Origin of the sequence: Pseudomonas sp. NPDC089392 (genome assembly GCF_044749595.1) — a bacterium.
Lineage (GTDB): Bacteria > Pseudomonadota > Gammaproteobacteria > Pseudomonadales > Pseudomonadaceae > Aquipseudomonas.
Genome location: NZ_JBIVIF010000008.1, coordinates 117,483 through 131,422 on the forward strand (window position 1 = coordinate 117,483; position 13,940 = coordinate 131,422).

Here is a 13,940-nt window from a genome sequence, read left to right on the forward strand (position 1 = left end):
CATCTGTGCTTGATGATATCAGGCCGGGGCAGGGAAAGCGGTCGGGTACAAGGCTGGTAACCAAAAGGCGGGCCCGCTTGCGCAGGCCGGCCGATGGCAAGTATCAGAAGTAGTAGGGGAATTTCAGGCTGAAGGAGAAGTCGGGGGCGTCGTCGGTCAGACCAATGGACAGGTTGGGTACGATGGTCAGGTTGTTGGTGGCGGCGAAGGTCAGGCCAATGTTGAAGTTGGCCGCGTTGTAGTCACTGTTTGAGATCGACTGCCACTCGCCGCCATCGGGTTTGATCTTGCTTTTGCTGGCGAACTGGTCGGAGACCGAGAACGACATACTCATCTTCTCGTTCAGGGCAAAGGCGATACCGCCGCCAATTTGCCAGGAGTCGCCGAGTTTCACGTCACCCGGCACTTTGCTGTTGACCTGCGGGCTGATGTCGCTGAACGAGTCCTCCATGTTGTAGGTGTAGGACAGGCTGCCGAACAGCACGGCAGGGTCGAAGGTCTTGACCAGCGAGATGCCGGGCGTAATCGCCCAGACGCCGTTACCGGTCGGCAGGCTTTCCGGCACGGACAGGTTGTCGTTGCCTGCGACCTGGCGCAGCTTGATGCCATAAGGGTCTTTGCCTGTCGGAGCCTTGATGCGCAAGGTGGCGACAGCATCTGGCCAGGTTTCCGATTCATCCAGGAACTTGTACGCAACGCCAACGTTGACATCGCCGATCTCCGGGTCGCGGGTCACGCTGGCATCGGAGGTACTCGCCCCGGCGCCACCTGCACCGCCGGAGGAGTAGGTGGACTCGCGATACACCACAGGGACGTTGACGTCGAACTGCCAGCGTTGCGCCAGGTTGTAGCGGGCAGTCATGTCCAGCGTCCAGTTATCCGCCTTGACCCGGTCCAGGTTGATACTGCCGAGGAAGATCGAGTCCAGCGCCAGAAAGCCGTTGAGCACCAGTGCGCGGGTATCGTAGTGGGTATAGGTGACGCCGGTTTCGAAGCTGAACTTGCCTCCGCCGAAGAAACCGCTGGCTTCGTCATACAGGTTGGAAACACTTTGCGCGGGCTCCGAGTCGGCTGTCAGCGCCTGGCCGTAGGAGCTGCCCGTGGTACCAGGCGCGCCAGAAGCGACAGTCTGCGCGCCCTTGACCCCTTCGGCAGGGGACTTGACCAACCGTTTGGGCGGTGCCGCAGCAGGGGTTTCTTCTACTTGACGCACGCGCTGCTCCAGCACCATCAGCGCTTGCTGTTGGGCTTCATAGCGACGTTTCAGTTCGATCAGTTCCTGCTTGAGCGCTTCGACCTGAGGGTCGGCAGCTGCGTAGATCATTGAGGCCGGGGCCAAGGTAGCTAAGCACACAAAAGCTTTGAGCGTTAAAGATCGGTGCATGGAGTTGCCGTCCCTTCCAACTACTTTTGATGAGACTGAGCGTAGATCAGTATCCGAATGTGCGAAGACCTTTGAGCTGGTCCAGGCTGCCGTTCAGCGAAGCGGCTGTTGGCACGCTTTCGCGCATGACCACATTTAGCGAAGTTACGTTGTTGACGCGGTTGCCGTTGCCTAGCAGCGTGGAGTTTTGCATCAGGCCGCCTTGGGCCAGGCGCTGTACGCTGCTGCCTTGGTTATTGCTGGCATTGATGTTGAATTGCACGCCCACGCCAGTGGCGGATACGCTCAGCGCACCTGCACCGTTTTCGCCGACCAGCGTCTGCCCGGCGGCCAGTACCTGGCCTTGCGGCTGAGCAGTGGGCGCCTGGTTGCCCTTGGTTACATTGATGTCGACGTTGTTGTAGGCGGTATTGTTGTCGCCGGCGGCGCGTACCACTTGGGTGACGCCTTCGGTGGTGTTGAGCCCGCTGCCACCGGTCACGGTGCCGCTGCCTGCTGCAACTGGGGTGCGTGAGGCGCTGCCTGTGCCTTTTTCGTCAATCATCGAGACATAGAATTGAGGCTTGATGGTCGACTGCTGCACTTGCAGGGTGCTTGACGCACCGATTACGTCGCCTTTGGCATTTTGCCAGGTGCTGGACATGACAATGCCGAAACTCACGATTCGCCCCGGCATGACGTAGCGGCCACGCAAGCTCGCCAATTCCTGATCCTTCAGTTCAATGGGTTTGAATGTTTCTGCGTGGATTGGCAGGCTGGTTGCCAGGCAAGCCACTGCGAGCCAGAGTGGAGTCTTCATGGGATGCTCCCGGAGCGTCGTGCTCCTTATCGTTAGAAGAGTCGTTAGAAGAAGTCGCTTTTGATAAAGCCGAAGTCCAGCAACTCTGCATCCTGGACGGGCGTGAAGTTGTTCACGCGGCCCTTGGCGGTCAATGGCAGAGGTGGGTCGAGCAAAACATTACTTTTGTCATAGCCCTGGCCGATGATGGCGAAAATGATGCCGTTCCAGCCCTTCAGGAAATCGTCGACCTTGTAACGCTTGTGGCCCAGCACCGGGTCGCCGACGTATACCCAGCCCTTGTCTACTTTTTGCATGACCACGAAGTGCTTGTAGCCACGCACGTCCATCAGCACCACGACCGGGATACGCACGTTATGCAGGGTGTCAGGCGCTACCCGGTAACCGCGGGCACGCATGCCCAGGCTTTCCACGTAGCGTTTCATGTCGAGCATCGAGAAGCCTTGGGTACGCACCAGGTCTTGGTCTGCGTGTGCCAGCATGCCTTCGATGATCTGTTGTTCGTCCACGTCCAGCCAGTAGGCCTGGCGCAGGATGGTGGCCAGTGCGGCGGCGCCGCAACTGAAGTCGGTTTTCTGTTGCACCAGGTCGGCGAACTTGCGCTCGCGTATGCTCTGGATCGGTTTGAACACCACGGCGCCGCCCGGCAGGACGGACAGCGGCATTTGTGCAGCTTCGCTCACGCTGGCCAGGCACAGCAAAAACGCCAAGGCGATAATGCGCATGATCGGATGCCTTCTGGGTTCTGTTGAAGAAAGGCCCCCCGAAGGGGGCCTTAAGCGCAGCGTTTAGAACGAGGTGTTGGAAATGGCCAGCGAGTTGCTTTGCTGGTTGCCGACACCGGCTGCCACGTTCACGCCCAGGTTGCCGCTGCCACCGTTCACCGAACCACTCAGGGTTGCAGTGTTGGTCACAGGGTTGGCCCAGCCGGTTGGGGTCAGCACTTGGAAGGACACGGTGTTGCTCAGGTCGTAGGCGCTGCTTTCACTGTAGCTCTTCGCCACATCGTTCGAGGATTGCTTGGCTTTCTCACCCGATTTCTCGAACGCCGATTCCGATGCGTTGGCATAGGACGATTCGTGAGCCTTCTCATACGAAGAGTCGCGAGACTTGTCGTAGGAAGAATCGCGAGTCTTGGTGTACGACGAGTCGCGAGAGCGGTCGTAAGCAGACTCATGCGACCGGTCGAACGACGAGTCGTACGCTTTTTCGAACGACGAGTCAGACGCGCTGTCGTGCGATTTGTCGATCGACGCATTGAGCGATGCGTTGAGCGATGCATCGAAGCTGTCGGTACGAGTGCGTTCGCGACGGCCGTCATCGGTGGTGTGGGTACGGGTAGCATCCGCAGCGGCTGCCAGGGTGGCGTTCAGGCTGGCACTGCTGGACGAGCTGGCAGTGTGGCTGGCAGAACCACTGGCATCCCAGCTGTTAGAGCCGCTGGCACTGGCGCTATTCGAGCCACTGGCATTGGAGCTGTTGGTGCCGCTGGCGCTGGAGCTGTTGGAGCCGCTGGCGTTCATGCTGCTCGAGCCACTGGAATTCCAGCCACTGGAACCGCTGTTGCTGGCGCTTTGCGAGCCGGCCACGCTGAAGCTCGAAGACGAGCTGCGGTCGTCGCTGGAGTTGAAGGTGCCTTCCCGCGAGCTCGAACCGCTTTTGGTGGTAGTGAAGGTCAGCGTATCCACACGGTAGGTGCGGTCGGCGTTGTTGTTCACGGTCAGGCCAGGGCCGTTCTGCTCGGCAGAGGCGGTGGCGGTTGCGTTACCCAGTGGCGCGCCAGTGTTGGCAATGGCCATGGTGTTTTTCTGCTGGTTCAGGTCGCCGCCAGCGATGTTGACGCCGACGTTGCCTTCTGCCCCATCGGCCGAGCCGCTCATGACAGCCGACGACTGGGTGGACCAGTTGTCGACCCGGTTGTTGTTGCTGAACTGGCGGACATCAGCAGTGGCTTCGGCAGAGCCGAACACAAAGCTGTTATCCAGGCTCGACTCGGAGGACGCGTTGGCAATGGCCGCTGCGTTGTCCTGTTGGTTGCCGTTACCGGCCGCCACGTTGACACCCACGTTGCCGCTGGCACCGGTTGCCGAGCTGCTCATCTCGGCCTCGTTGACGGTCCCTTCGTTATAGATTTTGTTACCGGTGCTGCGCTGGCTATCCATGGCGTTGGCAGTGGCATACACCGGGATCCTGGTTGGAGGAGGCGTGTGGTGGCCGTTATTATGGTGACCATTGTGGTGCCCGCCACGCCGGTCGTTCTGATCAGCAGCTTGTACAGCAACAGCCATGACCGCAGCAATTGCGAAAACCAGAGGCTTGATTGCCATCGAGGGTTTCATGGTGATTCTCCGTACTCTATTTAGGTTAAGTGTCGTTCTTAACTAAGAGGGTCAATCCGCGACCCGTATGCTCAAGGTGTTGGCCATGCGGTTTCCCACCCCGGCACTCTGGTTCAACTGGACCACCCCACGGCTACCGGTGAAGGCCTGGTCACTGGTGGTGACCTGGCGATGGCCAGTTGTGGTGTCAGTTGGGCCGGAGTTGTTGAGCAGCGCCACGTTCTGTTGCATGAGGACGCTGTCGTCGATGCTTTGCGGTTGTGCACCAATGCTGATACTCAGTGCGTTGGCTTGCTGGGTGTTGGCGCCGGCGCTCTGGTTGACCCCCAGGGCGCCGCTGCCGTTGCTGAAAGCGTTGCCCTGGATAGCCGAGTGGGCGTCCATCCTGGGGTCGGCGGGCGTGTTCAGGCGTTGCCGTATCTGGGTGCTGGCGTTCGCTTCAGGCCCGACGGCGATGGCACGCGCATTGGCTTGTTGCTGCAGGTCGCCCGCGGCCTGGTTGACGGTAAAGTTGCCCTGGTAGCCGCTGCCGGAGCTGTCGATATCGGCGTTGTTGATGACCGGAACCAGGGATTGCGCGAAGGCCGGGGCACTGCAGGCGGCGGCCAGAATCAGCAGCATGTGCTTCATCTCACTTGCCCCCGCCAGTCAGGATCTGCAACGGCGCGAGGCCGCGCTGCAGGCTCGAGTTGACCATGTTCGAGATGCCATTACCCGAGCCCGTTCCGCGGCCGCCCGACAAGTTGGGCAATTGCGACTGGTTGCCGAGGTTGCCGCCCAGGTTGTTGGTCTGCTGGGTGATCATGTTGCTGATGCCAGCGCCACTGCTGATGTTGGCGAAGTCACCGTCACTCAGCTCGTTGGTTTGTTTGAGCACGTGGGCAGAAGGGTTGGCGTTGACCGTGGTGGGGTTCGGGTCAGGTATCAGCGGCGGTACTGTCGCGTTGCGCGTCTGTACATCGCGGGTGATGATGATGATCCCCTTGTCCGCCTGGGCCGTCAGGCTCAGCGAACCCAGCACACAGCCCACCAGCACTAAATGATAAAGGCCTTTGTCAGTTTTCCTCACGACGGCAATTCCTTCTTTGTGCGCTGGCCTTGTTCAGCGTTCAGCGATGCGAACAAGAGAGCAGAAGGTGTGCCGCTTTTGAGAATTGCTTGGAGATCAAATGCTTAAGTGTGATGGATGACAATTTGCGGCGCATTCTGTCTCAGCGCTGAAACAGGTACCCGCGAAGATTACTGGCTAAGCCACCAGTTGCATTGACTGGAAGGGTTTTTGCAGGTGTGTATCACTGGCTTGACACTGCCCCCGAAGCGGGGGAAAACCCCGCGTTTTCGGGGGTTTTGCCCCCCCGGAGTGTGTCAGTGGCTTAACAGTCGGCGGGGTGGGGTGGCGCAACGCTATCAGTGAGCTTAGCCACTGCCCGCAGGGCCTGCAACTGGCGCTGTGGCCAATTGCCTTCAATTATCTGGTGCACTTGGTTATGCCGTTGCAGCCATTGCAGGCTGTCGTCGAAAAAGCGTTGGCGGTCACTCAGCTCGGGTTGGCTGCGCTGGCCATCGGCAACCCAATCCACACCTTGCGGGCTCAGCACCAGGTGCAGGTCGTAGTGCCGCGCCAGCAATGCCTGTTCCAGCCAAGCCGGGCAGTCAGCGAACAGGGCGTGGCTCCAGAGCATGTTGCTGAGCAGGTGGGTGTCGAGGATCAGCAGCGGCGGCGCTTGCTCGCGGGCGTGGTCTTCCCAGCCCAGTTGGCCGCGGGCGATGGCAGGGACATCGGCGTAGCAGGTATCGCGGCATTCCTGGTCGATGAAATGGCGCACGTACTCGGCCACTACCACGCCGCCGAAATGCGCCTGGATCACGCCGCTAAGCCAACTTTTGCCGCTGGACTCGGGACCGCACAACACCAGCACTTTCATGGCCTGTTGCGTACTCATGGCTGGACCAACGCCGGGTCACGGCGCCATTCCAGCCAACCGCGCACGGCAATCAGGGTTAGGACGGCGAAGAAACCGGCGGTGAAGTACAGCTGTTGGTGCAGGTACTGGCCGACGTAAACGATGTCGACGACCACCCACAGTGGCCAGCACTGCAGGCGCTTCTGAGCCATCCACAGTTGCGCCACCAGGCTGAAGCCGGTCAGGGTGGCGTCCAGCCAGGGCAGGGCGGCGTCGGTCCAGTTGGCCATGGCAGCGCCCAAGGCGACGCTTAGCAGCACCCCGCCGGCCAGGCCGGTGAACAGTGCCGGGTGCTGCAGGCGGGAGACCTGGCGGGCGTCTTCGGCGTGGCCTGGGCGCTTCCATTGCCACCAGCCGTAGAGTTGCAGGATGGCGTAGGCCAATTGCAGCAGCATGCCCGAATACAGTTTTACTTCGTAGAACAGCCAGCCATAGATCAGCACCATGACCAGGCCGAGCGGCCAGCACCAGGCGTTCTGCTTGACCGTGAGCCAGACAGCGGTGACGCCGAGGACGGCGGCGATGAGTTCAAGGCCGGACATCGGCGATCCTTGGAGACTGCGGGGAGGGGCGCGATTGTAGCGGGTCGAAGAGTGAAGGTGTATAGCGTCGGGGCTGGGATGCGCTCGAACTTGAGGGAGCAATTGTCTTGTGCCAACTCTACAAGCTGGCCAAGAACCCTGTGGGAGCGGCTTCAGCCGCGAACACCGGCGTAGCCGGTGCCATTTACCGCGTCGCCTTCTTCGCGGGTGAACCCGCTCCCACCACGACCGCGTCGCCTTTTTTAAGTTATACCCGGAACTGGCGCAGCAACTGCTCCAGCTCTTCGCTCAACTGCTCCAGCGCCACCCCGGCATCGCTGGACTGCCGCGCCGCATCGGCGGTCTGCTGGGACAACCCGGCGGTGTCCAGCACATTGCGGTTGATCTCCTCAACCACATGCGACTGCTGCAAGGTGGCGCTGGCAATGGAGGCATTCAACGCGGTGAGGTTGTTCAGGGCATGGTTGATGGCATCCAGGCTGGCACCGGCCTCGCGGGCTTGCTCGACGGTCTGGCGTGAGGCCTCGCTGCTGGTGTCGATAGCCCTGACCGCAGCATCCGACTGACTTTGCAGGTATTCGATCATGGTATGGATCTCGGCGGTCGACTGTGCCGTGCGCTGAGCCAACAGGCGCACCTCGTCGGCAACCACGGCAAAACCACGGCCTTGCTCACCGGCCCGCGCTGCCTCGATGGCTGCGTTCAAAGCCAGCAGGTTGGTCTGTTCGGCGATGGCGCGGATCACGTCGAGCACGCCGCCGATGCGCGTGCTGTGCCCGGCCAGGTCACGGATCACCTGCTCGGCCTGGTCGATCGTTAGCGACAGGCGATCGATTTGCCCCAGGCTGCCGTGGATAGCTTGCTGGCCATGGGCAACCTGCTGCTGCGCGGCGCGCATTTCGCTGGCGGCCTGTTCGGCGGTCTTGGCCACGTCTTGCACGGCATAGGTCACTTCGTTGACGGCGGTGGCCACTTGGTCCATCTGCAGCGATTGCTGGGCGCTGTGCTGTTGCGCGGCGCCGGCATTGTCACCGACATGCCCGGCAGACTGGGCCAGGGCGTGGGCTGCCCCTTGCAGCTGGCCAACCACGCCTTGCAGCTTGCTGTTGAAGCGGTTGAAGTGCTCGCCCAGGTGGGTGATCTCATCGCGGCCATGGGTATCCAGGCGCCGGGTCAGGTCGCTTTCGCCACTGGCAATGTTGCCCATCGCTTGCACGGCCTCTTGCAAGGGGCGGGCGATGCTGCGGGCAATCAGCCTGACCAGCAGCGCCATCAGCAGTGCGATGCCCAGGCCAACCAGCGAGGCGTCGCGCACCTGGCGGGCAAACTCGGCCTGCACGTCATCGACGTACACGCCCGAGCCGATGATCCAGCCCCAAGGCTTGAACAGCTGTATATAAGAGGTCTTGGCGACAGGCTCGCTGGCACCGGGCTTGGGCCAGCGGTAGTTGACCGGCCCAGCGTCTTGCTGGCGGGCCAGGGCGACCATCTCGTTGAACACGGCAAAGCCGTCGGGGTCGCGGACGGCAGACAGGTCCTGGCCGTCGAGCTTGGGGTTGGCCGGGTGCATGATCATCCGCGGCCCGAGGTCGTTGATCCAGAAGTAGTCGTCGTGGTCGTAGCGAAGGGCGCGCACCACTTGCAGTGCCTGTTGCTGGGCGGCTTCGCGGCTGAGCGTGCCGGCCGTTTCCAGGCCTTGGTAATAGGCCAGTACACCGGCTGCGGTCTGTACCACATGGCGGGTTTTTTCGGCCTTGGCCTGGTACAGGTCGCCATGGAGCTGGCGCAGCATCAGCAGGCCCAGTACCACCAGCATGCCTACAGCCACCAGCAGGATCAGCCACAAACGACGGCTGATCGACATTGATCTCAGGCTCTTCATCCAGGAACTCCTGCATTGTTCTTTTTATTCAGTGCATCCAAGCACGCTTTGCACCAGAGCCCCACTCGACTAATGGCTAAGTGATATCTTTGTAATAGTCTGCAGCGGGTGGCATGACGCGATTGCAAAGGCGCTATGCCAGGATTTCGGCCACGCAAGATGAAACCTTGAGGGCCGCTGAACTTTTCTACTGGCGTTGCGCCCAACAGTCGCTGTAAAACAGCCGGGCCGTCTGCGGCAACTTCAAGCAAATCAAGAACAAGGGGCCTGCAGCGAGCAGCGCTCCATTGGGGGAATGATGGATTTATGGACTGCCTTCCAGGCAATCATCTTAGGTGTGGTCGAAGGGCTGACGGAGTTTCTGCCGATCTCCAGTACCGGCCACCAGATCATCGTCGCCGACCTGATCGGTTTTGGCGGCGAACGAGCCATGGCTTTCAACATCATCATCCAGCTGGCGGCGATCCTGGCAGTGGTGTGGGAGTTTCGTGGCAAGATCTTCGACGTGGTCTTCGGCCTGACCAGCCAGCCCACGGCGCGGCGCTTCACCGGTAACCTGCTGTTGGCGTTCATGCCGGCGGTGGTATTGGGCGTACTGTTCGCCGACCTGATTCACCACTACCTGTTCAACCCCATCACCGTGGCGGCGGCATTGGTGGTGGGCGGTGTGATCATGCTCTGGGCCGAACGCCGCGAGCACCGCGTGGAGGTGGACCATGTGGACGACATGCGCTGGAGCCATGCCTTGAAAATTGGCTTTATCCAGTGCCTGGCGATGATCCCCGGTACTTCGCGCTCCGGTTCGACCATTATCGGCGGCCTGTTGTTCGGCCTGTCGCGCAAGGCGGCGACCGAGTTCTCGTTCTTCCTGGCGATGCCGACCATGGTCGGTGCGGCGGTGTATTCGGGCTACAAGTACCGCGACCTGTTCCAGCCCAGCGATCTGCCGGTGTTTGCCATTGGCTTTGTGACCTCGTTCATCTTTGCCATGATCGCCGTGCGTGCGTTGCTCAAGTTCATTGCCAACCACAGCTACGCGGCGTTTGCCTGGTACCGCATTGTTTTTGGCCTGCTGATTCTGGCGACCTGGCAGTTCGGTTGGGTTGACTGGGCCACGGCAAATGGCTGAGGTGCTGCGCGGGCAGCGGGCGCAGGGCGTGCGATTTGTGCGCCTGAAGCTGCTGCTGTTGGCGCTGTTGTGCCTGTTACCGGGCCTGGGTGCGGCGCGCATGGCCTGGAACGACCAGGCCTGGTGGCCACTGGCGCTGTACCCGGCAATGAGCCTGATCAGCCTGCTGTTGTATTGGCAGGATAAACAGCAGGCGCGTACGCAGGCCTGGCGTACACCTGAGAAGGTGTTGCATGCCAGTGAGCTGTTGGGTGGCTGGCCGGGCGCGCTGCTGGCGCAGCAGCTGTTTCGGCACAAGACGCGCAAGGTTTCGTACCAGTTGGTGTTCTGGGGGATTGTGCTGGTGCACCAGGTGTTCTGGGCGGACTGGTTGTTTCTCGACGGGCGCTTTCTGCCTTTTAGTTGATTTGTGCCTGAACCGGCCTCTTCGCGGGTAAACCCGCTCCTACGGGGATTTTCACCGCCATTGAGACCTGTGGGGTACTTGTAGGAGCGGGTATACCCGCGAAGAGGCCGGTACAAGCTGACTAGATCAACAACCCCACCTGCGCCCGCTTGGGCAACCGCCGCACCACCAGCTGGTGCGAGCGCTGCAACAAATCACACAATTCATCCCGCCCCATGGGGTAGGGCAGCGCCATGCTGATCCACCGCGCCCTTGCCAGATACGGTGCAGGCCGCACACCTGGGCGGTCGCAATAGCCAAGAAACAAATCATCGGCCACCTTGAACGACAACCCTGCCCCCGCCAGGTCGAGAACCGCGAACATCTTGTTGCCCGCCACCGAGAACACCCGGATGCCGCCCCATTTGTAGTCTTCCCGCGCACCCGGCAGGCTCAGGCAAAACGCCGCGACCTGGGCTTCATTCATGTTTCGCTCAGACATACCGTTCTCCACAGGCCTCGAACGACGCCGCCAGGTGATCGATCCATACGCGCACTGCGGGCAGTAAGCCGCGCCGGTGCGGGTACACCGCTTGCAAGTAACCGCCAGGCAGTGACCAGTCTGGCAGCAGGCGTACCAGCTCGCCGCGTTCCAGCTCTTCTTCGCAGAACATGCTGGGTAGCGCGGTAAACCCAAGGCCCGCCCGTACAGCTGCATTACGTACCACGAAATCATCAATGGCCAGCCGTGGTTCCAGGGCAATTTCCTGCTGCTTGCCATGGGGGCCGAACAGGCGGAAGTGCACCAGGCGGTCTGCCTCGGCGGCGCCCAGTACCGGCAATGACGCCAGCTCGCTCGGTTCGCGGATGTGGTCGGCAAAGCCGGGCGCGGCAACCAGTTGCATCTGTGCCTGGCGCAGGCGGCGGGTGACCAGGGCCGGGTCTTCATCGCCCAGGTCGCGCACCCGCAGGGCCACGTCGATGCCTTCGGATATCAGGTCGACCCGGCGGTTGAGCAGCACCATGTCCAGTTGCACCAGCGGGTACTGTTGAAGAAAGCGGCTGATTACATCCGGTAGAAAGGCATGCGCCAGCGCCACAGGGCATGACACCCGCAATCGCCCGCGCGGCTCGCTGCTCATGCTGGCCACCGCCTCATCGGCGGCTTCGGCCTCCATCAACATGGCCTGGCAGTGATGCAGGTAGCGCTCGCCCACAGCGGTCAGCTTCAGCTGCCGTGTCGTGCGTTGTAGCAGGCGCGTGCCCAGGCGTTCTTCAAGCTCGGCAATACGCCGCGACAAGCGTGACTTGGGAATGCCCAACTGGCGCCCGGCAGCGGCGAATCCGCCGGCCTCGACCACGCGGGCAAAGTAGAAAAGGTCGTTGAGGTCTTGCATCGGAATGTCTCACTGTCCTATCTGTGAGACAAACTAACGCATTTTTGCCGCCTTTTCAGCCATTAATCATCCCGGTAGGATTCTCTCCATCGTGATCGCCCACAGCCGCGGTCTTCAATCACAGGAGAGTCCCATGAAACTGTTGCATATCGATTCGAGCATCCTGGGCGACAATTCCGCCTCCCGCCAGCTGAGCCGCGAAGTGGTTGAAGCCTGGAAAGCCACCGACCCGAGCGTGGAAGTGGTGTACCGCGACCTGGCTGCCGACGCCATTGCCCACTTTTCTGCGGCTACCCTGGTAGCTGCTGGCACCCCGGAAGACATGCGCGACGCAGCCCAGGCCTTCGAAGCCAAGCTGAGCGCGGAAACCCTGGAAGAATTCCTGGCCGCTGATGCCGTGGTGATCGGTGCGCCGATGTACAACTTCACCGTACCGACCCAGCTCAAGGCCTGGATCGACCGCGTCGCCGTTGCCGGCAAGACCTTCCGCTACACCGAAGCTGGCCCGGAAGGCCTGTGCGGTGACAAGAAGGTGGTGCTGGTGTCCACCGCAGGTGGCCTGCACGCTGGCCAGCCGACGGGCGCCGGGCACGAAGACTTCCTCAAAGTGTTCCTCGGCTTTATTGGTGTGACCGACCTGGAAGTTGTCCGCGCCCATGGTCTGGCCTACGGCCCAGAGCAGCGCAGCCAGGCGATTGATGCTGCCCAGGCGCAGATTGCCAATGAGTTGTTCGCTGCGGCCTAACGCACGGATTGCGCTTTTTGTAGGAGCGGCCTTGTGTCGCGATCGGGCCGCGAAGCGGCCCCAGAAATCTCGGCGTCGACGCTGAAATCCTGGGGCCGCTTTGCGGCCCGATCGCGACACAAGGCCGCTCCTACAGGTGTTTCAGGCTACCGGGATAGCCGGGTCAGCCGCTGCCAATGCGACCGCGCGGTCGGCCGCAGGCGGATAGATCCAAACCGTATTGATCTGTGCCTTCAGCGCCTTGGCCTCGGCCTTGTCCTCCGGTGGCGACACCGCGCGCTCCCACCCTTCGGTATACACAGCACCCCAAGCCCCCAGGTCAAGGCAGGTTACATACTTGGGTTGTCTGTAGGTTTTCGGTGCCACGCCAATCAGCTCCGCAGCAGCATTGTTCCCGGCATGGCGCCCCAGCGGGATCGCATGCTGGCACGACATCACGGCGTAGTTGCCAAGCTCGTCACAGGCGGCGTAAGCCACATCACCGGCTGCGTACACCGCATCATTGCCCTTGACCTTCAAGTTGCCATCGACATGCAGGCGACCCTGGCGGTCGCGCTCGCCACTGATCTGCTCGGTGAGTGGGTTGGCCTTGAAGCCCACGGTCCAGATCGTTGTATTGGCGTCGATGCGCTGGCCGTTGTCCAGCAATACGCCGGCAGGGTCCACCGAGGCTACCGTGGCGCCACAAACCCATTCCACGCCTAGTGCCTCGATTGCCTGCTCGATAGCCGGGCGGATGCCATCGCCTAGGGCTGCGCCAATCCTTGCGCCGCGGTCCACCACCAAAACGCGCAACGCAGCGTCGTCACCCAAGATTTCGCGCAGGCGGGCCGGTAGCTCGGTGGCGGTCTCGATGCCGGTAAAGCCACCCCCGGCTACCACCACAGTATTGCGTGCTGGTGTGTCGGGCATGCCGGCCAATGTTTTGAGATGGTTTTCCAGGCGTGCGGCGCTGTCGATCTTGTCTACATCGAAGACATGTTCGATGCCAACCATTTCAGGGCGGTTGAGCACACTGCCACAGGCCATGATCAGGCGGTCGTAGGGCAGGGCGCACTGGGTGCCACTGCGTGTGCGATAGCTGACGCTGCGGGTCGCTTCGTCGATGCGGAAGGCCGTGCCTTGCACGAAGCGAACGTTGACGGCATCGAGCAGCTCCTGCAACGGCGCGGCCATGGTGTGTACGTCGGGTTCGTAGAAGCGCGGGCGCACATGCAGCTCGGCCTGGGGCGCGAGCAAGGTGACCTCGACGCCCTTGCTGCCATGCAGGTCTAGCTGGCGGACGGCGCTGAGCGCGCTCCACAGACCGGCGAAGCCCGCGCCAATGATCAGGATCTGCTTCATGGTTGTGCTCCTTAGAAGTTCGGTTATCAA

Annotated in this window: 15 protein-coding genes; 3 read left to right on the top strand and 12 right to left on the bottom strand. The window is 61.4% G+C overall.

Features of this window, described 5'->3' with window-relative positions; genetic code table 11:
- Nucleotides 1-103: 103 nt before the first annotated feature.
- The 9 genes from ACIP1G_RS10380 to mcpP form a co-directional block, all read right to left on the bottom strand.
- Nucleotides 104-1,384, bottom strand: a complete 1,281-nt coding sequence (locus tag ACIP1G_RS10380; RefSeq protein WP_400736224.1) for a hypothetical protein — start codon at nucleotides 1,382-1,384, stop codon at nucleotides 104-106.
- 46 nt (nucleotides 1,385-1,430) lie between these two features.
- The gene (locus ACIP1G_RS10385; RefSeq protein WP_400736227.1) at nucleotides 1,431-2,183 is read right to left on the bottom strand and encodes a hypothetical protein; all 753 of its coding nucleotides are present in this window, start codon (nucleotides 2,181-2,183) and stop codon (nucleotides 1,431-1,433) included.
- A gap of 44 nt (nucleotides 2,184-2,227) precedes the next feature.
- Nucleotides 2,228-2,908, bottom strand: a complete 681-nt coding sequence (locus ACIP1G_RS10390; protein WP_400736230.1) for a C39 family peptidase — start codon at nucleotides 2,906-2,908, stop codon at nucleotides 2,228-2,230.
- A gap of 63 nt (nucleotides 2,909-2,971) precedes the next feature.
- Nucleotides 2,972-4,522, bottom strand: a complete 1,551-nt coding sequence (locus ACIP1G_RS10395; protein WP_400736233.1) for a heme utilization protein — start codon at nucleotides 4,520-4,522, stop codon at nucleotides 2,972-2,974.
- Between the two features lie 51 nt (nucleotides 4,523-4,573).
- A complete protein-coding gene (locus ACIP1G_RS10400; RefSeq protein WP_400736236.1) occupies nucleotides 4,574-5,152 on the bottom strand; it encodes an adhesin in 579 nt (192 codons plus the stop codon).
- A gap of 1 nt (nucleotide 5,153) precedes the next feature.
- Nucleotides 5,154-5,591, bottom strand: coding sequence for a hypothetical protein (locus ACIP1G_RS10405; RefSeq protein ID WP_400736238.1), 438 nt, complete (start codon nucleotides 5,589-5,591; stop codon nucleotides 5,154-5,156).
- Nucleotides 5,592-5,895: 304 nt separating this feature from the next.
- The gene (locus ACIP1G_RS10410) at nucleotides 5,896-6,465 is read right to left on the bottom strand and encodes an AAA family ATPase (RefSeq protein ID WP_400736241.1); all 570 of its coding nucleotides are present in this window, start codon (nucleotides 6,463-6,465) and stop codon (nucleotides 5,896-5,898) included.
- Complete coding sequence (gene pnuC, locus ACIP1G_RS10415; protein ID WP_400736244.1) at nucleotides 6,462-7,028, bottom strand: nicotinamide riboside transporter PnuC; 567 nt, start codon at nucleotides 7,026-7,028, stop codon at nucleotides 6,462-6,464. Before pnuC ends, ACIP1G_RS10410 begins: the two co-directional genes overlap by 4 nt.
- A 247-nt stretch (nucleotides 7,029-7,275) precedes the next feature.
- The gene (mcpP, locus tag ACIP1G_RS10420; RefSeq protein WP_400736247.1) at nucleotides 7,276-8,910 is read right to left on the bottom strand and encodes a methyl-accepting chemotaxis protein McpP; all 1,635 of its coding nucleotides are present in this window, start codon (nucleotides 8,908-8,910) and stop codon (nucleotides 7,276-7,278) included.
- A 298-nt stretch (nucleotides 8,911-9,208) separates the two neighbouring features.
- On the opposite strand from mcpP, the gene ACIP1G_RS10425 reads away from it, so the two are divergent.
- Together ACIP1G_RS10425 and ACIP1G_RS10430 are read left to right on the top strand one after the other, a co-directional pair.
- Nucleotides 9,209-10,039, top strand: coding sequence for an undecaprenyl-diphosphate phosphatase (locus tag ACIP1G_RS10425; protein ID WP_400736254.1), 831 nt, complete (start codon nucleotides 9,209-9,211; stop codon nucleotides 10,037-10,039).
- Nucleotides 10,032-10,445: a DUF1294 domain-containing protein gene (locus ACIP1G_RS10430; protein ID WP_400736256.1), complete on the top strand. Its 414-nt coding sequence runs from the start codon at nucleotides 10,032-10,034 to the stop codon at nucleotides 10,443-10,445. The genes ACIP1G_RS10425 and ACIP1G_RS10430 overlap by 8 nt, the downstream gene beginning before the upstream one ends.
- 121 nt (nucleotides 10,446-10,566) lie before the next feature.
- Here ACIP1G_RS10430 and ACIP1G_RS10435 read toward each other — a convergent pair whose 3' ends face one another.
- The gene (locus tag ACIP1G_RS10435) at nucleotides 10,567-10,926 is read right to left on the bottom strand and encodes an MmcQ/YjbR family DNA-binding protein (protein WP_400736259.1); all 360 of its coding nucleotides are present in this window, start codon (nucleotides 10,924-10,926) and stop codon (nucleotides 10,567-10,569) included.
- The gene (locus ACIP1G_RS10440; protein ID WP_400736262.1) at nucleotides 10,919-11,821 is read right to left on the bottom strand and encodes a LysR substrate-binding domain-containing protein; all 903 of its coding nucleotides are present in this window, start codon (nucleotides 11,819-11,821) and stop codon (nucleotides 10,919-10,921) included. The genes ACIP1G_RS10435 and ACIP1G_RS10440 overlap by 8 nt, the downstream gene beginning before the upstream one ends.
- 133 nt (nucleotides 11,822-11,954) lie before the next feature.
- On the opposite strand from ACIP1G_RS10440, the gene ACIP1G_RS10445 reads away from it, so the two are divergent.
- Complete coding sequence (locus tag ACIP1G_RS10445) at nucleotides 11,955-12,566, top strand: FMN-dependent NADH-azoreductase (protein WP_400736265.1); 612 nt, start codon at nucleotides 11,955-11,957, stop codon at nucleotides 12,564-12,566.
- 141 nt (nucleotides 12,567-12,707) lie between these two features.
- Here ACIP1G_RS10445 and ACIP1G_RS10450 read toward each other — a convergent pair whose 3' ends face one another.
- Nucleotides 12,708-13,910 (bottom strand): NAD(P)/FAD-dependent oxidoreductase, encoded by a 1,203-nt coding sequence (locus tag ACIP1G_RS10450; RefSeq protein ID WP_400736268.1) that lies wholly within the window; start codon nucleotides 13,908-13,910, stop codon nucleotides 12,708-12,710.
- Between the last annotated feature and the right edge of the window lie 30 nt (nucleotides 13,911-13,940).